13 protein-coding genes are annotated in these 20638 nt (G+C 31.1%); 2 read left to right on the top strand and 11 right to left on the bottom strand.

Translation table 11 applies throughout. From position 1 onward, the window contains the following. Positions 1 to 5 precede the first annotated feature (5 nt). From ACSIGE_RS00535 to ACSIGE_RS00515, 5 genes are all read right to left on the bottom strand, one after another. On the bottom strand, positions 6 to 1889 hold the full coding sequence (locus ACSIGE_RS00535; RefSeq protein WP_440880849.1) for a SprB repeat-containing protein: 1884 nt from the start codon (positions 1887 to 1889) through the stop codon (positions 6 to 8). An 84-nt stretch (positions 1890 to 1973) separates the two neighbouring features. Beyond that, a complete protein-coding gene (locus tag ACSIGE_RS00530; protein WP_440880848.1) occupies positions 1974 to 3332 on the bottom strand; it encodes a hypothetical protein in 1359 nt (452 codons plus the stop codon). Continuing rightward, the gene (locus ACSIGE_RS00525) at positions 3332 to 4639 is read right to left on the bottom strand and encodes a hypothetical protein (protein ID WP_440880847.1); all 1308 of its coding nucleotides are present in this window, start codon (positions 4637 to 4639) and stop codon (positions 3332 to 3334) included. The genes ACSIGE_RS00530 and ACSIGE_RS00525 overlap by 1 nt, the downstream gene beginning before the upstream one ends. Before the next feature lie 2 nt (positions 4640 to 4641). Further along, complete coding sequence (locus ACSIGE_RS00520; RefSeq protein ID WP_440880846.1) at positions 4642 to 6723, bottom strand: hypothetical protein; 2082 nt, start codon at positions 6721 to 6723, stop codon at positions 4642 to 4644. A gap of 6 nt (positions 6724 to 6729) precedes the next feature. Beyond that, the gene (locus ACSIGE_RS00515) at positions 6730 to 11424 is read right to left on the bottom strand and encodes a hypothetical protein (RefSeq protein WP_440880845.1); all 4695 of its coding nucleotides are present in this window, start codon (positions 11422 to 11424) and stop codon (positions 6730 to 6732) included. Positions 11425 to 12965: 1541 nt separating this feature from the next. Here ACSIGE_RS00515 and ACSIGE_RS00510 point away from each other — a divergent pair. Together ACSIGE_RS00510 and ACSIGE_RS00505 are read left to right on the top strand one after the other, a co-directional pair. Next, complete coding sequence (locus ACSIGE_RS00510; protein WP_440880844.1) at positions 12966 to 13265, top strand: cold shock domain-containing protein; 300 nt, start codon at positions 12966 to 12968, stop codon at positions 13263 to 13265. 147 nt (positions 13266 to 13412) lie between these two features. Continuing rightward, positions 13413 to 13607: a cold-shock protein gene (locus tag ACSIGE_RS00505; protein ID WP_440880843.1), complete on the top strand. Its 195-nt coding sequence runs from the start codon at positions 13413 to 13415 to the stop codon at positions 13605 to 13607. Between the two features lie 346 nt (positions 13608 to 13953). Here the strand turns inward: ACSIGE_RS00505 and ACSIGE_RS00500 are convergent, their stop codons facing one another. The 6 genes from ACSIGE_RS00500 to ACSIGE_RS00475 all read right to left on the bottom strand — a co-directional run bounded on the left by ACSIGE_RS00500 (position 13954) and on the right by ACSIGE_RS00475 (position 20568). Beyond that, the gene (locus ACSIGE_RS00500) at positions 13954 to 14121 is read right to left on the bottom strand and encodes a winged helix-turn-helix transcriptional regulator (RefSeq protein ID WP_440880842.1); all 168 of its coding nucleotides are present in this window, start codon (positions 14119 to 14121) and stop codon (positions 13954 to 13956) included. Between the two features lie 274 nt (positions 14122 to 14395). After that, a complete protein-coding gene (locus ACSIGE_RS00495; protein WP_440880841.1) occupies positions 14396 to 14809 on the bottom strand; it encodes a hypothetical protein in 414 nt (137 codons plus the stop codon). Between the two features lie 151 nt (positions 14810 to 14960). Continuing rightward, complete coding sequence (locus ACSIGE_RS00490; protein ID WP_440880840.1) at positions 14961 to 16130, bottom strand: hypothetical protein; 1170 nt, start codon at positions 16128 to 16130, stop codon at positions 14961 to 14963. Positions 16131 to 16213: 83 nt separating this feature from the next. Then, complete coding sequence (locus tag ACSIGE_RS00485) at positions 16214 to 16627, bottom strand: contact-dependent growth inhibition system immunity protein (protein WP_440880839.1); 414 nt, start codon at positions 16625 to 16627, stop codon at positions 16214 to 16216. 782 nt (positions 16628 to 17409) lie between these two features. Next, positions 17410 to 19074 carry a sodium:solute symporter gene (locus ACSIGE_RS00480; protein WP_440880838.1) on the bottom strand — a complete coding sequence of 555 codons (1665 nt, stop codon included), beginning with the start codon at positions 19072 to 19074 and terminating at the stop codon, positions 17410 to 17412. Positions 19075 to 19392: 318 nt separating this feature from the next. Further along, a complete protein-coding gene (locus ACSIGE_RS00475) occupies positions 19393 to 20568 on the bottom strand; it encodes a GlmU family protein (RefSeq protein WP_440880837.1) in 1176 nt (391 codons plus the stop codon). Positions 20569 to 20638: the final 70 nt, after the last annotated feature.

Genomic DNA, 20638 nt, shown 5'->3' with positions numbered 1-20638 from the left:
ATTACTTATTCTTTTTTAGCCAAACATTTATTTCCATCCCGTACTCGTATTCTTGATTTTCCTTTTGGTAAGCTACCTATTACCACGTTTCTGGCTGTATTAACAGAAGTACTAAAAGGAACCCATGTTCCATTTCCATTAAGCTCATATTCAAATCCTTCACCTGTCCCCCCATTAACATTATAGATTTCAATTTGTCCGTCGTTTACACCATAGCAAGACTGGTCTTTTTTGTGCCTTGCTGAAAAGCTTATATTTGTTGGCTGATCCAATCGAAACGTATCTGTCTTCTCCAAAGAATCCCAAAAAGGAGATGATTCTACTGGTTTTTGAGGAGATTCCCCTATGTTTAAGGTTTGATATCTGAAATAATAGTAATCGTCTGTTCCTTTAGTGGGAGAAATTTTCTCGGGCCATTCAAAACCAACATTTCCACCTCCTAAATCATCAAATTGAATGATTGGATCTGATGTATTGATAGGAATTGAACTTAATTGGTTTACTAAAATCTTACGGTTCATTCCGTCGACATAAAATAAAGTTACCACCAATTGCTCTGCAGATTCAATAGGCCTGCTCAATTTCACCGAAACTTTGCCCTCATCAAGATCTGCACGTTGATAAGAACAAAAATAATTTTTCTGATTGTAGAGTGCCAAAAATTCTGGAGAACACGATATAATACTAAAGCTTAGTGGTTCGTTACATAAATAAGAGTATTTTTCGCAATCTTCATTATAGTACTTAATTCTAACTTTCAAAGATTTACCTATAGTTGCACCTGAGATATTCGCCGTATTTAATTCAAAAAAACTAGCTCTGCGTTCATAGGGCAAATAAGTTTTCCAATCAGCATTGGTTTCTAATTTATATTCAACAGCATAACTGGATTCCTCATTACAATCATTAACATAAAATTTAAGTGGCTGACAATCTTTAAGCAAAAGATTATCAAACGCTTCTTTTTGATCTTTCTCTAAAGAATTACTACTATAAATTCTAGGGTCGTCGTAAATTCTATAAATGTTAACATAATTAATACTTAAAGAACCACAATATGGAAAAAGATAATTATGTTTCAAACATCCAGATACTTCTGAAATAACAGTTTTTCTAGTATTATCCATTTTTACAAAACCATTTTCATCTTGTACTGCTCCGTCACATATAAAAGAAGAAGTTGCTTTGTAATTTATCTTTGAATTTGCCTCTGCAAACTCCATAGGACTAATAAATCTTATGATACTATCATACTTTTTGTTTCTTATTATTTCAGGATCAGTAATATTTGTAATTTGAACATTATCAAGATATATTCTTTTACTTTGCAAAGAAGAACGTAACTTTAAGTAATAACTCCCTTTATATCTATCAAATGGAAAAAATAACTCTTTAGACTTGTTAGAAAGATCAAAGTTATACTCAACTTTATAGTTAAACCCTTTCTTTAATTTTTCGGCGCTATATTTAAAACTAACGTCAATAGTTGCTTGTCCTCCATTACTATCATATAAATCCATAAAACCTGATGCTATATTTGATGCATTAAAGGAGAGTATATCTGTTTTACCCACACTTGCACTGTAGCCATCACAACTAAACCAGCTTCTTTCATGAATAAATGATGAAAACTGAATTTGTTTTGGCTTATGCTCAAAATACTTCGTTAGTATTTTTCTCTTTTCTACTTTAGGATCACGAGTAAAAATAACAGTATGCGTAACATTATTTACATCCGTTACAGTAAGTCGTACATGTTTATTTTCTCCACAGAGTCCACTATTTGCAAGAAAATTATAATCATAATCTATTATATCTACTTTGTAGTTATAATCCTGTGCGTAAAGCACATAATTACATAAAAGCATTATGAAGAAGTATTTTTTCATGTTATTTATTTTTAAAGAACCCTGTCTTTATGAATTGCCTATCTATATCCTTTATTTTTTTTATTTATATCAAAAGAAATCCCACTAATTCCCTTTGGATAAACATTTATTTTTATCTCGTATTTTTAAACGAACCTTTCCTTTGGGTAAACTTCCAACTACTACCGTTCTTACTGAACTGTTAGAAGCGTCAAAAGAAATCCATGTTCCGTTACCATTTAGCTCGTATTCATACCCCTCTTCTGTTCCTCCTCCAGCATTGTATATTTCAATTTGTCCATCATTCACATCAAAACATGACTGGTCTTTTTTATACTTTGCTGAAAAAACTACATTTGTTGGTCTATCCATTCGAAAAGAATCTGTCTTTTCTAAAGAATCCCAAAAAACATCTGTTTCTGATGGTTGATTAGGCGTTTCTCCCAGATTTAAAGTCTGATACCTGAAATAATAATGATCACCAACCCCTGCAGTAGATGGAATTTCCTCTGGCCATTCAAAACCAAATTTTCCTCCGCCTAAATTATTTAATTTTATTTCGGGATCCGTTGAGACTATCGGTTCGGTGCTTAACTGATTTACTAGCACTTTAAGACCTGTATCGTCTACATAGAATAACGTTACTACTAGCTGCTCTGTTGGTTCGATCGCTCTACTTAATTTAATTGAAATTTTACCCTCATCAAGATCTGGGCGTGAATAAGAACAGTAATAATTTTTTTTACTGTAATATCCTTCAAATTTGGGAGAACATGTTGTCACTGTATAATCTTTAATGGCAACAAATTTGTCTAAAGCTCTATGTCCTGTTCTAAACCTTAAAATACTTTGCCCGTTGGTAGGAAGACCTAACCTTGTATATAAGTCTTCTATATTTATATTAATTGTCGTTTTTTTCGACTCCAAAGGTTCCCACCCATTTGTATTTATTTGATAATCCCAATCATAGCCTCCTTTTAATTCAATCGTTTCGTTATAGCATAAGTTTTTATTAGTTCCATCTGAGTTAGTTGGACCTTCAAGATGCAATGCATAAAGCTTTTGCTTAAAACCACAACTTTCCCGAAAAAATTCCGTTGTAAAATTATTGCTTCTTACCCTTCTTTTATAACGTGAATCATTGAATGTATCGCATTGACTTGTTGGATCCAAGAGGCTAATTTCATGATTTTCAACACTTATATCGATATAACTCCATGTATTTGGTAAGGTTAAAAAATCAAAAAACACCTCCCCAACATTATCAAGAAAAGCATGCCCTGCATGGCTTGGAGTTTGAGTATTTTGTCCTGAATCAATAGACAATTTAACCTGTCCATAGTTCCTATGCAATCCTTTGGTTACTTCAGTTTCCACTAAATAAGCATACTCTGAGCTCTGTGCATTTCCTTCTGAAAGAAAGCACGTTAAAAACCCACACAATATTGATTTAATTTTATCCATTAAATTCCTTTAGCAAAACAACCTTGGTCATCTTTTAATTTTACTCTTAGTTTTGTTCTTTTTAATTGATCAACCACTACATTATTCCCCGAAAATGATGTCCAGTTTTTAAGAACAGTAAGGGTATTCGTTCCTTGAACCTCATAAACTATATATGAAAAAGTTCTATTCCCTTCAGATGAGACATTATAAAGACGAATTTTACCGTCTTTTACTGCATAACATGATTCATCGTTTATTTTTTCTGCAAAATACGCTACTTTTTTGGCCTTCCCGATCGTAAAAAGATGCTCCGATAAAGTAGCCCATGTAGGATCACTTGAAACAATGCCACCATTGCCTAGTTTTGTCTGGTATTTCAATTTATAATTACCCGCAGGTAAATCACCTACCCAAGTGTAGCTGTAAGTACCATCACTTTCATTAAATAAGTTAAAAGTACTCTCCTGCGGATTTGCTGCTAAATCATAGCCTGTATCGTATTCATAGTAAAGCGTCATCACTAAATTTTCATTGGTATCCAAGCTCCTCTTTAGTTTTAATTTAAAGCTACCATCATCAGAGTAATTACATTTTGTTTTAATAGGATTTATTGCACTAAACTCTGGTGAGCATGTTGTTAAACTAATGGTGTAATTGTTCAATGAGTATATTACATCGTTTGTAAATGGTGCAGTGAACTTGAAACGTAGTTGTAAGTTTCCGGAAAATTGAGACTGCCAAGAGGTTCCAAAAACATCTAGTAAACTCACATTTAAAGGATACCTATTTTTATGATTTGGTATTTCTTTCCAACCTGAGTTACTGTAATATTCCCATACTAAACCGTTCACATTATGATTTAATCCATCTGAATACCTTGCAAAAATTGCCTCCCTTTCGCAAATCTTACCGTTTGGAACATTTATTTTGGGTAGTAAAACTGCATAATATGAAAGCGGAAGACATGGTGCAACACAATAAATTGGATTACTTCCCGTATATAAAACATCAATTCTGTCGAAATGATTTAGTATTTTATCAACTTCTGTATTTGGACATTCATCAAAGAGAGTTCCTCCACAGTTACCAGAACAATCATTACCATCACGCTCATCAATAATTTGTGTAAAATCAATATAAACTTTTACATCTCTTTCAGAAATATCATACTTCCCCTGCTGATGACTCACCAACAAACTGACTTTATCTATTGGGCAGTTTTCAGGGTCTATCAAAATTTCTTTTTTTAAAACATATAGCTCTGATTGTGCATTTATATTAAAAACAATGGAACATAAAAAACAATAAAACATTGCTACTCTCATACCTAATATTTAACTTCCATTTGTTTCATTTCTCCTAAACTACCGTCTTTAAAAACAGGTCTTAACATATAGATATAACTATTGTTTGGGTGTACGTCTTCGTCAACAATTCTGGTAATCGTTTGAGGAGCATTTCTTAACAAAGTCACTTTTTTATCTTTAACACCTTTATAAATCATAACCTCTAGCAAATTATCTTTATCTACTATTTTCCAAAAAATTTCAATGAAACCATTTATTTTATCAACATAACTCCCAAGGCTTTTTATGCCAGATCTAAGCTTTGTTTTAGGTACCTCAATCGTTAAATAATTTTCATTTTCAGACTTTAACCCACTATCATCAACCGCTTTTATCAGATATTGATACTCGGTACCTCCATCCACATTGGAATCTACCCAATCGGTGTATGCTACTTTTAAGCTATCTTTAGGAATGGAAGCTGATAATGACCACTTAACAGAATCTTTTACACGCCTATAAACCTCGTGTGTTAGGAGATCTCTACTCTGGCTATTGGCCCATTTTAAGTGTACTTTTCCTTTTTTTACCTCGTAAGATGTAATCACAGGGGATGTTGGTGGTATATAATCTGGCTTTTTTAGTGTTAACCTATCCGAATATTCAGACATATTATAACGTTGATCTACTGCAACGATTTTATAATATACTTTATCATTTAAATTCTTAACCGCAATACTGTCATAAAAAATAGTTGCTTTGTGAGGACTTACCGTTATTTGAGAAAACTCTTCCTTTTGATTATTACCTCTAAATACGCGATACCCAAGCATATCTGGTTCTGTATTTGCTTTCCATTCTAAAGTTACCACACCTAAGCTATCTACCTTGCCTTCTAGCCCAACAGGTTTTACCGGTGGAATTGAATCTATGGGCTGTACTAAAACAGGATAAGAATCACGATTACTTCCATTCTTACCTATGGCAGTAATGGTAAAATAATTTGTTGGATCAATATCATCATATTGAATAGATCGCTCTTTTGGCGCTATGTTTTCGATAACAGGTTTATAAATACCATCTACTTTATTACTTTTATTGAGGCGAAAACCAGTTATAAATTTAGTCCCTTCTTCTAAAAATTCCCATTCCAGCAATACGCTTTTATTAGTATTAACAATTTCTTTTGAGCTTATTTTTGGCACATATGCTAATACTTTTAGTCCTTTTCCAGAAATTACCTCGGAAGGAGGGCTTAGCTCACCAAAGGGTGTTCTTCCTTTAACCCTATAGTAATAAGTTTTGTTGTTCGTTATTGAATCTATATAATAAATTCTTTTCGTATCTACCCTTCCACCGCTATTTAAGGTAGTATATGGTAATTTATTAATTTGCTCAAATAATTGTCCGTTTTCAGAACGCTCTATAAAGTAACTATTATACTGATTTGCATATATTTTATAATTCCAGTTTAACATTACCTTTTGGTCATCGAAGATGGCTGCTAAATCAAGTGGCCTAGGTAACTCCTCATAATCTTTCATACCAATAAATACACCTCCATCATTTATCTTCATTTCATTTTTTGGAACCAAAGAAAACACCTTATAAACATATTTTTCATTCGGTCTAACTTCATGGTCTTCAAATGCCAGCCCTGCTAATTGAGCTACGGAAAAGTCTTGGTCTGCTGCATAAAGTGCCCATGTAAAACGCTGCTCCTGCTCTTGCGACATATTGATGATTCCTTGTAAACTGCCGACCCCTTGAACATTGAAATTCTCGCCAAATAAAGCTTGTGCCATCACAGCTGCATTGTTATTTTTTTCAATAACTTTCATCCATTCTTCAGGTGATGCAGGTTTAAATTCTCCAAGCTCTTTAAGAATAGGTTTATTTATAGTTTGTCCATCAATACTAATAGTATATCTCTTGAGTTTATATCCGTATTTAGCTAGCTTTCTAAATGCTCTTGGAGTATCTGGAGCCCAGCGAAGCATTATTTTTGGATCCGTTTGCGCTCTTCCTAAAACTTTTATTTCTGCTTTTTTAGTAATCGTTTGTGCATAAGCAGCGCCAATTGAGCACAATATTAATATGGTTATTTTAACAATCCTTTTCATTCAGCTTTAAAATGGGTTTTTATATTTAAATATAGCATTGGTCCCTAATTTACCTCCTGGTAATACATACTGCATTTTAACCTTATACTTTCCAGAGCTAATGGCTGGAAAGATACCATTTATGATAAAATTATACTTTTGAATTTGTGTGGCATATTGAGAAGGATAATTTAAATACTTATTTACCACTTTATATTGTAAATCGATAAAATCATTCTTATAATGATATGGTAAATTATATCGAAATGGCATTCTTTTATCCAGTAATGAAAAATTTGGTTTTTGTCGCAAATACGGCACATACCAAGTTAATATATCAAGCCCTTTTATGGGTGGTAAACCTAATTTATCCGTATTCCTATTAAAGGTAAAATCAGCTTCTAAAGGATATCCCTCATATATCAAGTTGTAAATTCTATCTTTATAATAAGAATCATCTAATACTGCCTCTACTGCTATTAATGGCTTATATCCTGAGTACTCACTTCCTTCTAGTTCAACCTCATCAAATCTCTCCGATGCCTTCATATCTGTTTGTATTGCATGAACATCTGAATAAATAGGATCTAGGTAGTGTTTAACAACATTTTTTGCTTTTATCTTTCTCTCAAAGGTATTGTATTTACTGGTATTAAAATCATACTTTAACAATGCTGTTTCAACCTCAGTGTTCACCACATTTTGAACATTTTTATTCTTAACTTTTATCGTATTACCTTCCTGCCCTGTATCTTTTTCTGTATAAGAGGTAGTATTCTCTTCCCTTTCTTTTCCTTCAGGCATGCTAATTAATTCCAAGGTATATTTTTTACTATTTTGAAGTTGACTAAGGTTAAAATTAACCTTACGATCTCCTTTATGATAACTTACTGTATTCGTTACCAAATGCCCATCTTCATTAGAATATCTGACATTTTGAGACCAGTTTGTTTCTGGCTTGAATAAATAAGGCTGTCCTCTTTTTAATTTTACAAAACCTATTTTAGACTCTTTTTGAAAAAAATATTTTTGATCAATTACAGGATACGCATATACAATATTTTTCAGTGGAATAAAATCTGGAGCTTCACCCGTTGTAAAAGTTCGCTCCTCTATTTCCTGTGCTTTCTTTCCTTTTGATAATATCGTTACCCAACTTCCCCCTCTCAATTCCTGAAAACTAACAACTACTTTTGTTTTTAAGGTGGATTTTGGTGGTAATACGTCAAAAGAAATAAAGTTAGCAACGTCTTTGCTATCGCTCCATTCCAGCTCGCCTTCTATTAGCTTTCCTTCTTTGGTAACTACAAATTCATCGAGTAAAATTCTATACGTTTTAACACCTTGATCATCCTCAAGTTCAAATGCTTCGTTAATTTTCATATTAAAAGCTGCTTGTGGAGCTGTAAAAACATCTACCTCAGAAGCCTGGTCATCGGGAGTTACGCCTGATATAATTTTAAGTCCGCCTAAAGGTGCTCCTCCAATAATTTCACATTCATCTCCGAGTTCAATCTTAAATCGGAACCTTCCACTAACGAGCCCTCCAAGAACACTAAAATGCCCTCCAACATAGCCTCTAAACCATGATGGGTTTGGTAATTTTGCTTGTAATAAAACGGCAGCTCCTGCCCTAATAATTGGAATTTTTGCTTTATAAAACCACAGATTTACCTTAACTCCTAATTCTCCTTCTAAATACGCATAAGCTTGTCCGTTTGCATACCATCCATCTACACCTATTTGACCACTTCCTTTACAAGCTGTTTCGCCATAATCTTTGATCATGATATCAAATCCTAATCCAGCTCTAAAGCGAGCATAAAAAATCAAGAAATTCATATCTCCTGTATCCACACTCAGATCCATACCTATTGCGAATCCTCGACCATCCCCCAAAGCATTTAAGTCTCTCATGTAATCCAGATTAGACAAATTAACACCTAAGATGTCAGCTACAGCCTGTGGAGGAGGCGGGCTTCCTGGAATTTTATCTCCTATCATTAAATACGTAGTTGCCTTTACACTAAAACTACCTATCCCGACACGCAATCCAATACGATCTTTAGGTGTTCCCATATGCAAATACCAACCTTGAGTACTTGAATGAAAAACTGCCCAACCAGCCCTACCCCGTGGCCCTACTCCACTAAAAAAGTTTCCAGGTGTGTTTACGTATACTTCCATTTCACTATGAAAAGACCTATTTTGAAAATCCATTTCCATAGAAAAATGCGCATCTATTCCAACATCAAATGTTAAACCATCTTGTGGAAAGGCTAATTTACTGTACTCTGTTAATTTTGTTTCTTTAATTTTTTCAATAGCAGCATTGTTTTCAAGGTTATTTACCTTGTCTTGCATTGCTGTTAGCTTTTTCTTGAATTTATCGCCAAACTTAAAGTCAATAGATTTCATAACATGGGCTTCTCCAAAGAAAAGAACTCTATTTAGCCCTCCATGCTTATTAAATGCCATCTCAAACCCTACTTTTCCATTAAATGCCCTTTCATTACCAATAGCAAATCCCAACATTGCCCTAAACCCTAATCCTGAGTTAGCATCCGGAACATAATCCATTCCTGAAGGAGGACCTGGAGTCTTTACAGGCTTCCCTTCGTAAACCAAAACTGGTGGATTTGTTTTTTTTGTCATATGGTAATAGGCACCTCCTCCAAATCCGTTTACCTCAAGAACGCCAATTGTGGGTTTTGTTACCATAGCTGATAAATCTGCATAGGCATCTACGTACCAGTATCGAACATCTGTTTTTCCAAACCAAGCAGTTGCTTTTACATTTATGTCATTAAAATCTGCTTCCAATTCTCCATAAAAACCATCACCATACACAGGATCGTCATCTTTAATATCGACGTGTCCTTTAAACTTTACACTTCCAAGATCTGCAGCAACCTTTATTCTTTGAATATCAACTCTATCAAATTTCCAGCGTTGTAACTCATTTTCTTCATAAAACTTCCCTACGATATCCAATTTTGTTCCACCAGAAAAACCTTTTCCCATCAAGTTTACGTCTATAGCAAAACTTAAAGAAGTTTTACGTTCGTTCGCTGTAATTCCAATTTCTGAAATTGTTACTGGAAACCGTGCAAACTTAACATCTCCCTCATACCCCATATAATCCACTGAAAAATAAGGTGATTCTGTCTGAAGTTGAAGTTTCTGAAAAGTTACTCCTTTAAAATCTATAATTCCTTTTTTTCCATTTTCTAACTCGGCATTACTTGCATTAATATTTAAACTGCCATGTAAAACTGCTTTGGGTCTAAATTTTCCTTTTGATACTTTTAATTCAACTCTTGAATTCTCTAGAAGTGTCGCTTTTGCCTTGAAAACATTAAACGCAAGCTTTTTAAGAGGTGCTAAGCTTAAGATATATTCATCTTTTGCTACATCAATTATGGCTTCGTACTTAACCGTTTTATTTGCTAACGCTTCCTCAGAAAGATTCGTGAGTTCTTCTTTCTTTATTTTTTTAGAAACGGGTAATACAATATTACCTCCAAAGCCTGCTCCTGTAATTTTATTAGCTTCAAGATTTGCGTGGAGATTCTTCACTGAAAATTGCCACCCTGAAGCATTTCCTTTATCCAAAGAAAGTATGTTTTCTGCAGAAAAGTTTCCCGAAACCCCTTCATTATCTAATAATAAATTCATGGCTTTAAAGGAGATTCTCTCATTACTTCCGTTTTCTTTAAATTCTTTTGGAAGCGCCACTTTTAAGGATTTTATAAAAACACCTCGCCATAATTCTTCATTTCCTGCTACTAAGTATTTGCTCTTATAACTTTCAGTAAATTCAACACTCTCGGAGTTTCTAATATCACTGAAATCGAAAACAGCTTTATTAACTTCAAATACAAGTCCAGCCTTTCCTTTTCCATCCCCTCGATTTTTATTAGTTATCTGAAATGGACTAAGGCTAACTTCAGCAATAATGTCATTCCAATCTTCAACAACTGTTTGAAAACTTCCTTTTACTCTATTTGTACCTCCATTACTATCATCTCTCTTGTAATTTTCACCTTCTCTTTTAACAGGCTCTATTAAATCACGTGAAAAAAGCACATCAGCGGCGATTCCGATTTCTTTTAATCCTGAGCAATCTATGGTAACGTAAGTTTTATTATCAATCGCTCCTGTCTGCATATTAAACCCTCCTTTTAACTCAAGTAAAGCTTTATTCCCATTAATAGGGATTGGAATGTTCCCTAATAAGGAAATATTAGTATCTCCTACAATGCCTCCTTTATGTGATATTTTTAGATTGTCTGCTCCGAAAAATAAAACAACCTGACTTCCATCTTTTCTAGATTGTGGAATTACAAGTTTAACAAATGCTGTTACTTCTGTATAACTTGGATAAAATTTTGCTTTGCTAATACCTAAGACTGTCGTTAATCCTCCTACTTTTTTTTTAACGCCGATAGGTAAACTAATCATATCATCCGATCCAAGAACATCAACATAACTACCGTTAGTTTCTAATTTATTAAATATGGAACTTGCCTTTGCTATTAAGGAATCTACTTTCGGATTTTGAATGTAGTTTTTTATTAGATAATCCTCGTTAAAATCATCTAAGCCTGACAATACATTAAGCTCTGTATTAAGCTTCTTTACTGAGATTTCGTTAAATAAATCATTTGAATATATAAAGGAAGAGCTAAATATCAATAGCAGTAAAAACAATTTTTGCATAACTTAATTCTAAGGGGTTAATTTCTTCTTCTTATTTTAACCTCAAAAATAATATTATTTTACAACCTCTTAAAGATTTGTTAATTTATTTTTTTCAATTTTTACAATTTTATGTTTTTTTTTGATGTTTTTAAAACTTAAAAATAAAACAGCGAACAATAATTTATTATTCCAATTGTTAAATATTTCTAATTTACATAAATTTTTCTTGAAACATTAAGATTACATCCGTTTAGTAAAGAAGTTTTTTTACAATTAAAGGCTTGTTCATTTAAAAAAATACACTTTACCTTACATTTTTTAATTTAACACAACTTTATCTTGATAATTAATAATAAATAATATTGTGTTATAAAGGGTAATTACGGTAAAGCTTTCTAATTAAATTGACCTACAATTCAATAAACACATAAAAAACTGGTTTACAATTTTTTAAATTCATTTTTTTTATTAATTTTGGGTATAAACTTTTAGCTGCGTATTAACTAAACTTTCGTTGCGTAATTATTTGAATAACCTGTTAGTGCGCAGTATTTATTATTTGTATTGAGGCATTTCTTTTCCAGTATAATAACTTCATTTTTAATTTTTTATTATTACACTTATTAAAGTGTTTTTTTTTGAAACAAAAAATCAGTCAACATATTTTTTTTAAAATTAAAAATCAACTACTTAATCAAAAAATTATCTTATTTAAAATTGAAACTGAATACTATTTCAAATTAATACCCTTAATGCAAGTTCAGGGTTATCACCTATTTCTTGTCTCAAGAAATATTAATTTCTTTGCTTTAGCTTAGAGAACGAACTAAGTTTTTTCTTATTAAATTAGTTTTTCCCGTTCAATTTAGAACGGGATTTTTGTTTTTAAAAATCTATTTACTTATAAAATTCAATAGTTTTAAGCTCTATAACTTAGATTGTATTGTAATATATATTACTTTTTATAATGCAATTGTCTTTTCTTTATATCAAAATTATTACTAAAGCACTATGTTTAAAATACTATTTTTATAATAAAACACATAATTGTCAATAAACTAAGTTTTAACCTATTTTAGCCTATTTTAGCCTATTTATGCTAATTATTTTCTAGTTTCAGGAACTCTAAAACTATTTTATAAAAAAGCAGTATTACATTTTATTTTTTAATGGTTTCTACTAATCTTAATTTCAGTATTGTTATCTATTTACTCCACCATTTTATTTATTGACTTTTGTAAAGCATTTTCGAATTATAATGTCCGTACTACTTATGGTAGTTCGTTTCGTCGTATTTCAAAAAAAATGTTTAGATTTTTAGTAGAGTTTATATTACGTTTATAAAAAGGAGCTTGAAAGCTCCTTTTTTAATTTTATCGAATTATTTGTTCCTACTTGATTACATTATTTAATACCAATCAACAAAAGATTTCATAATGGCATATACCAAAAATAAATTCGATACAATTTACTTTTACTTTAGATATAATTTGAGTAATATTAACAATCACTTAACGAGCAAGTGAGCAAACCAAACGTTTAATAAAAATTTAATTATAATGAAAAAAAAAGGAATTGTAAAATACTTCAATTATGCTAAGGGCTTTGGATTTATCTGGGAGATAGTTACTAAGAAACAATATTTTGTACACTTTTCTTCTTCAAATGATGAAATTGGCGAAGGTGATTTTGTAGAGTTTAATACCAAAGAAATAGAAAAAAAATCACATGCTATTGAAGTAAAGGTACTACGTAAAAACGAGTTTTCTCATTGTATATCTAGCAATGGTGAGCTTGATATAAAAAGAATAAATGAACGTTTAAATGAACGTTGGAAGATAATGAAAAATGAATTATAAAGTTCCTTAATGACATGAAAGCCTCCTAACAAAAAATAATAATTTCAATACAATTAACTTTTTTTTTCAAAAAGTATTTCCGTAATATTGATAAACACATGAAAAGCATGTGAGTAAACCAAACATTTAATAAAAATTTTAATTACGATGAACAAAAAAGGAATTGTAAAGTTCTTCAATGATACGAAGGGTTTTGGATTTATCTCAGAAGAAGGTACTAAAAAAGAACATTTTGTACACATCTCTGGGTTAATTGATGAAATTAGCGAAGGTGATAATGTAAAATTTGAACTTAGGGAAGGCAAAAAAGGACCACATGCTGTAGACGTACAGCTACTATAGTGACTTTTTCTAGCTTAGCGAAGCCCTTATCAATATTGTTAATGGCTTTGCTTTAAAAATAATAGTAACTAATTTTTAAAATTTCTATGTATTCAAATCCAATATAATAGAAATGAAAATAATCATAAAGAAAATAAATAGTATAAAAATTTATTCTTATTTAGATTTCATACTTCTTGAAAATTATAAAAAATTCTTTTTTACCGTATTAAAAACACTATCAATACCTATTCAAAAGGTTGCCATGGCTATTTTTTGGTATAATTTTAATTGTCTTAATAAGCTTTGATAAATTTTATTTATTTATCGCTTATAACGTTTTTGCTAAGTTGCGTTTTAATGCAGTTTAGATTTTGTTAACTTGAGTTATGGTATTATTCTTTTCCAAAAATTTCGAAAGCGAATATTCAACTTTAGAAGATATTTCAGGATAAGCTTTTCTATTTACTACTTTATGTATTTTTAAACTTTTTAATTCTCGAATAAGCATTTTTTCACTTATCTCCGGAATCAATCCTTTAATTCACAAAACATTTTTTGCTGTTACCAATCTCGTGTATAACTCTTAGTCTCTATGTAACACTAATAATTGTTAGTGACTTGTTTACTGGACAAATAATTTTATTCTTCTTTAAACCAATAAAACACTTGTAATAAACGACTTAAACCTTAATGTAAGTACCTTACTTTTATGCAGGTACTTGTTTAATACTATGTAAATAGAGAACTTTGTATCAAAAACAAAATATTATGAATGATAAAATATTTGTATTAGGTGCCACAGGTGCTCAAGGAGCAAAAATTAGTGATGTGTTAATTGAAAATGGAAATAGTGTTATAACTATGTCTTCAAAATCAAATGAAAAACTTAAAAAGAAAGCTAATATTGAAATTGTTACTGGAAGTTTAAAAGTAGTAATTCGTCTGTCTGATTTGTGGACAGCAACATCAATCCATACTGGTACTTTTCCATTTCTATAAATCAAATCTCGTACTTCTTTATCCGTTAGTCCATTTTCAATTCTATCATTGTCTTCAGGATAGATGTCAAATTGAGTTAATTTAGGATTATCATTTGATGAATTCAAATGAACATCATATCGGAATTCTGGAACCAATTTATTTTTCAAATAACGCTCAGCGAACTTAAAAGAGACAAAACTTGTCCTATTGATTAATATTAAAAATTCTTCTTTCGTCATTTAATGAAACCTAACGTATTTGTATATGAAAAGTAGCAGAATAAAAAACTAGTACTTTTTCAATTTAAATACAAAAATAGCAGAAAAGAACGAACTTTTATTTTAGCTCTAAACTGCTATTTTTTATATACCCTGTTATAAGCCGTTACGCTTAGTTTTTATCTTTTAGTAATTTTTGAACTAAGATTTCTAAATCCTTAATTCTAGAGTTTTGCTTTTTCAACTCTTCTATTTCTTTTTGTTGAACATCTAGTTTTTTCTCTTGCTCAATCGTATACAAAGTCAATTCCTCTATTTTTTGTAGTAATTTAGAATCCATTTCACCAAGATAAATTCCATTTTCTTCAACTTCCTTAGCACTTGGAATATCCTTTAAATGTCCTTTTTCTTTTATATGGTTTTCTACTTCTATTAAGGTTGGTAAGTGATAGTCTTCTTTAAACACGAAATCTGCCCAATTTGAATAAGTAGCAACTTTAACTTCTGTTGCAGCTATTTTTCCATTGACCCCTAACTTGAAACCTTTTGTATCTTTAATTCCCATTCCAATCATTCCATTTGAATCAATATGAAAAGGAGTAGATTTCCAAGTACCTCGATTTTTCCACATTTGAATAGAAAAATTACCGTTGTTAGCACTTAAAACAGGTCTTTGTGTTGTATTGTTTCTTGACTCCAACTGTATAGCAGCACCAACACCACCGCCTACAATCAATTGATGATAACTCGTTTCTGAACCTTTTACTTCTAACTTAGCGTTTGGACTTGTTGTTCCAATTCCGACATCTCCTCCAAAATATCCTTTATGAAAAACTTTAAATATACTTGATCTAACATTTACCTCTTTCCAGTCCTTATCATTAGATGTATAACCACCTATAAACAGTCTACTGGTTTTGTTTTCCATAGGTTGCAAGTAACTTAAAGATCTATTAAAGTCTATTCCATAGGATTGAAGAGAGGTGCTTGCTGAGTTATTACTATTCACAGCAACAAAGTTAGAACCATTTACATATCCTCCAAAAATAGCATCTCCATTTGATTTAATTCTAAAACGCTCAATAGAGTTATCAAAATTAAAACCTCCCGAAGCGTAAACCAAATCTCGACTTCCTTTTTTAAAGCCCAAAATTCCTCTTTCTGCCACTCCATTTTCTGCCCAATAAATATAGCCAGAATTTCCTGAATTAGGTCGTAAATGCAAAACTTGATCGTTATTAGAATTAGTGATCGTTAATCTATCTTTAATTTGATCTTGCCCATTAACTCCCATACTCATTCCCATCATAGCAATGACGGCAATTTTAATTTTTGTTTTCATAATAATTTAAATTTATAATTGTTTTTAAGTTGTTTTCTTTTATGGCTTATAACGGTTCGTGTAAAATGCGTTTTAATGCATTTTTACACCTTGTTATGCACTTTACTTATTTCTTCTTTTATTCTATTTAACGTTTTTTCTCCAAGTTCATTAGCAATTATGGAATGATATTCCTCTATTATCTTTTCGTATCTGGAGAATGAGTCAGGACTAATTTTCCAAACAGCTTCTTCAATCTTAATTGTGGACTCAAGTAAATCACCTTCATATAAGTCACCTTCGCTTAGTGGGTTTTCTTCCAATTTTTTAATCACAATTGGGAGTAAGTGCTTTGTTCCAATCCTTTGACTCAATAGTGTTCTCAATTGTTCGTTTGTCAATGAGCCAATTGGTATTTTTCGATATTTAAAACACCTTTCCACAAGTCCAGAAGGAAATTCTCCATCTTCAATCCAAATATCATTCTCAAGTTGCTCTATCGACTTATTTAAGTCCATTATTCCAGTTTTCTTCTATTAGTTTATTCTAAACAACTTCAAAATCAACTGATTGATTATCAGCTTCTTAAATATTTCCCTTTCAAAATCGTTGTCGAAAAAACTCAACTGATTTTTAGTAGGGGGATTGTGCATAACTAGCGGATATACACAATTGTATATATTTCCGCTACAAATATAACATTAATGAGAATTATCAAAAAAAACTAAAAAGCTAACAAATTATAAGTTTTATAAAAATCATTTACACATTAAGAGGTAAAGAGAATATTCAAGATCATTTTAAATACCAAAGCTTTTATTAAATAAAAGAGCCTATATAATTAATTGAAGAAATGTTTATCTATCCATTTACTTTTTTTGATAACTTGCCTAATTAATTTGAAAATATCGAAAAAACAAAAATTGACGCCTCTGGTGACACCCAACAAAAAACCTCTGTAAATCAAAACATTAAGTAAAAATATTTGCTATATATCATAGTCAATATGATTTTGCAAAAATAAATAAAATGCTAGCGTATCTTTTTGAAAAAAATCATACCGCTATTTCTATGAAAACCTTGACAGAGATATTGAAAACATAGATTTACTAACAATAAAACTAAAAAATTATAGAATCGGGTTAGAAAAATACGCAAAAGGAAAAACTACAGATATTTTAAAAGAACTTATCGTAAAATTTATAGGTTTGATTTTCAAAACTATAACAGACTTGATATAATGCGCAACAATTACGAATAATTTTAATGAATACTTACTTTTTATCGATAATATTTCATTTTAACTTCTCTTGTTTTTTTCACTAATTAACTCTATTAGGCTAGCTAAAATCATGACAATAACACATCCTAAGAGATTTAACCACAAATAAGGAAGTATCTCTAAATACCAAATTACTATAATTAGTACTTGTGTTATAATTGCTGCAAGAAATACAGCTGGTCCACGTACAAATTTTATAAAAAAAGCCAACAAAAAAATACCAAGGACATTCCCATAAAAAATCGATCCTATTATATTCACCAATTGAATTAAATTATCAAATAAATTTGCTACACAAGCCACTGATATGGCTATGATACCCCACATAAAAGTAAACCATTTAGAAACTTTAACATAATGTTTATCTGAATGCTCTTGGGAAACATTTCTTTTATACAAATCTATAGTAGTTGTAGAAGCTAGTGCATTCAATTCTGATGCTGTCGAAGACATGGCAGCCGATAAAATTACAGCTAACAACAAACCAACCAAACCTTTAGGAAGATAATCTAATATAAAGCTTATAAATACATAATCCTTATCGTTTGTTTCTACTTTTGTATTTGATTTTTTTATAAGTGATTTTGCTTGTTCTTTTAGTTCAAGATCTTTTTTATTTAAAAAAATCAATTGTTTTTTGGATTCCTTTGTCAATTTATTAAAAAAAAGAACCTTTTTTTCCTCTTCAATACTTTTATGATTACGTTGTAATTCTTTATATTGTTTAGCATATTCTGATTTAATTACAGCTTCTTCCGCTTTTGGATTAAAGTTCAAAGGGGAACTATTAAATTGGTAAAAAACAAATACCATAACACCAACCAATAGTATAAAAAATTGCATAGGAACTTTTAATATCCCGTTAAAAATCAACCCCAACTGGCTTTCCTTAAGAGACTTTCCAGATAGATATCGTTGCACTTGACTCTGATCTGTTCCAAAATAAGAAAGCATTAAAAATGTACCTCCTAAAATTCCTGTCCAAACTGTATAACGGTTGTTTAAATCCCATGAAAAGTCAAGAATTTGCATTTTACCACTTGCCCCTGCTATTGCGATAGCTTTCGAAAAAGTAATTTCTTTAGGCAAATACTGAAGTATTATATAGAAAGTAATAAACATACCAGCAAAAATTACGGCCATCTGCTGTTTTTGTGTAACACTAACAGCTTTTGTTCCTCCTGAAACTGTGTAAACAATAACCAAAAAACCAATTATAATATTTAGAATAATTAAATCCCAGCCCAAAACTGCAGATAAAATTATCGCTGGCGCAAATATGGTAATTCCTGCAGCGAGTCCTCTTTGAATCAAAAATAAAATAGCTGTTAATATTCTTGTTTTTTTATCAAATCTTCCTTCAAGATACTCATAAGCGGTGTATACTTTGAGTTTATGATAAATTGGAATGAATACCAAACAAATGATCACCATTGCAACAGGTAAACCAAAATAAAATTGGACAAACCCCATACCACTATTAAAAGCCTGTCCAGGTGTTGACAAAAAAGTAATTGCACTTGCTTGCGTCGCCATTACAGACAAGCCAATAGTCCACCATTTTGTATCATTTCCTCCTTTAATATATTCTTGGACACTCTTCTGACCCTTTGTTTTCCATGCTCCATATACTACAATAAACAATAGCGTGAAGGACAATACTAACCAATCAAGACTCTGCATATTTTTTTTAATTATATAAGTTTGTTATTATATAAAAGAAAATAAAATAAACAATATTCACTAGTAGAACAAGACTATATTCTAGCTTCCACCTGTATTTTTTAAAAGTCATAAAAGTCATTTTTATCGATAAATTCTGCTTTCCAAAAAGTACTATTTAAATAGGTAGCTTTGTAACAACAGCTTTTACTCTCAAAATTAACCATTTAAATAAAAATAAAGCGTTAATTTTTTCCTAATGATAAGATTATGTTCTTGTTTTATGCCAAAAACCTATATCATCAATGTGTTTTTAAAGCATTTTACCATAAAAGGTTTTTAAAATACCCTATATTTTTTAGTTTCTTCAAATATATGCTCTAGAATTTGTTTTTCTTTATCGTCTAGTTGTATACTTCTTCGCGCCATAACAACTTCAGCTACTTCAAAAGCTTTTTTAGTTTTGTATTCACTGTAGCCTGAAGAGCCTCCCCAACTAAAAGAGGGAATAAAATTTCTTGGAAATCCACTTCCAAAAATATTTGCCGATACTCCAACAACTGTACCTGTGTTAAACATTGTATTAATGCCACATTTAGAGTGATCTCCCATCATTAGACCACAAAATTGTAATCCCGTTTTTGAAAACCCACCGGTTTCATAATTCCATAGGCGAACCTCAGCATAATTGTTTTTTAGATTAGAGTTATTGCTATCAGCACCAATATTACACCATTCTCCGATAACTGAATTTCCCAAATACCCTTCGTGCCCTTTATTTGAATGCTGAAATAAAACAGAATTGTTTACTTCTCCACCTACTTTACAATGAGGACCTACTGTTGTAGCCCCATAAATTTTTGTTCCCATTTTTAGAACAGCGTTTTCTCCTAAAGCGAAAGCTCCTCTAATCATGCAACCTTCCATTACTATTGAATTTCTTCCAAGATATATTGGTCCTTTTGATGCGTTAAGTGTAGCAAAATTAATTTCAACACCTTCCTCAATAAAAATATCATCCTTATTAAGATAATTAACTGTATCTGGAATTGATTGAGACTTTCTATTTTTTGTTAAAAGATCAAAGTCAAACCTGATAGCGCTATCATTAAAACTAAATATATCCCATGTGTTTTTAATTTGAATCAGATCTTTATCAAACTCTATTTGATCATACGTGTCAAAGTCAACTTCTTGTTGAGAATTGTTTGAATAAAAAGCTATTACATCTTCATCTTTAAAAATAGCCTGGTTAACCTTTAAATCTCGAACCATTTCAACAAGTTTTTCCGTTGGTAAAAAAGAAGCATTCAGAAGAACATTGTTTTCCATTTCAACCATTGGATATTTTTCCTCTAAGTAATCTTCAGTAATTGAAGTTGTTGTAAAACCAAGAAGTTTCTCCCACTTTTCTCTAATTGTCAGAATTCCAACCCTAATATCAGCAACAGGTTTTGTATAGGTAAATGGTAACAAGGCATTTCTAACATCCCCATCAAATAAAATGTAATTCATTTTTTTATTTTTTCAGCAGGACAAACATACCAATTTCAATTTATTTTACAAGTCAAAATTTTAAACTTAC

Source organism: Tenacibaculum profundi (assembly GCF_052050075.1).
Lineage (GTDB): Bacteria > Bacteroidota > Bacteroidia > Flavobacteriales > Flavobacteriaceae > Polaribacter.
The sequence above is the reverse complement of the archived record's forward strand: the minus strand, read 5'-3'. Positions and strand labels throughout refer to the sequence as shown.

What these genes read in the sequence shown, in the direction of transcription:
- ACSIGE_RS00535 (WP_440880849.1), bottom strand. Translation starts at nt 1,889, where the DNA reads ATGAAAAAATACTTCTTCATAATGCTTTTATGTAATTATGTGCTTTAC.
- ACSIGE_RS00530 (WP_440880848.1), bottom strand. Translation starts at nt 3,332, where the DNA reads ATGGATAAAATTAAATCAATATTGTGTGGGTTTTTAACGTGCTTTCTT.
- ACSIGE_RS00525 (WP_440880847.1), bottom strand. Translation starts at nt 4,639, where the DNA reads ATGAGAGTAGCAATGTTTTATTGTTTTTTATGTTCCATTGTTTTTAAT.
- ACSIGE_RS00520 (WP_440880846.1), bottom strand. Translation starts at nt 6,723, where the DNA reads ATGAAAAGGATTGTTAAAATAACCATATTAATATTGTGCTCAATTGGC.
- ACSIGE_RS00515 (WP_440880845.1), bottom strand. Translation starts at nt 11,424, where the DNA reads ATGCAAAAATTGTTTTTACTGCTATTGATATTTAGCTCTTCCTTTATA.
- ACSIGE_RS00510 (WP_440880844.1), top strand. Translation starts at nt 12,966, where the DNA reads ATGAAAAAAAAAGGAATTGTAAAATACTTCAATTATGCTAAGGGCTTT.
- ACSIGE_RS00505 (WP_440880843.1), top strand. Translation starts at nt 13,413, where the DNA reads ATGAACAAAAAAGGAATTGTAAAGTTCTTCAATGATACGAAGGGTTTT.
- ACSIGE_RS00495 (WP_440880841.1), bottom strand. Translation starts at nt 14,809, where the DNA reads ATGACGAAAGAAGAATTTTTAATATTAATCAATAGGACAAGTTTTGTC.
- ACSIGE_RS00490 (WP_440880840.1), bottom strand. Translation starts at nt 16,130, where the DNA reads ATGAAAACAAAAATTAAAATTGCCGTCATTGCTATGATGGGAATGAGT.
- ACSIGE_RS00485 (WP_440880839.1), bottom strand. Translation starts at nt 16,627, where the DNA reads ATGGACTTAAATAAGTCGATAGAGCAACTTGAGAATGATATTTGGATT.
- ACSIGE_RS00480 (WP_440880838.1), bottom strand. Translation starts at nt 19,074, where the DNA reads ATGCAGAGTCTTGATTGGTTAGTATTGTCCTTCACGCTATTGTTTATT.
- ACSIGE_RS00475 (WP_440880837.1), bottom strand. Translation starts at nt 20,568, where the DNA reads ATGAATTACATTTTATTTGATGGGGATGTTAGAAATGCCTTGTTACCA.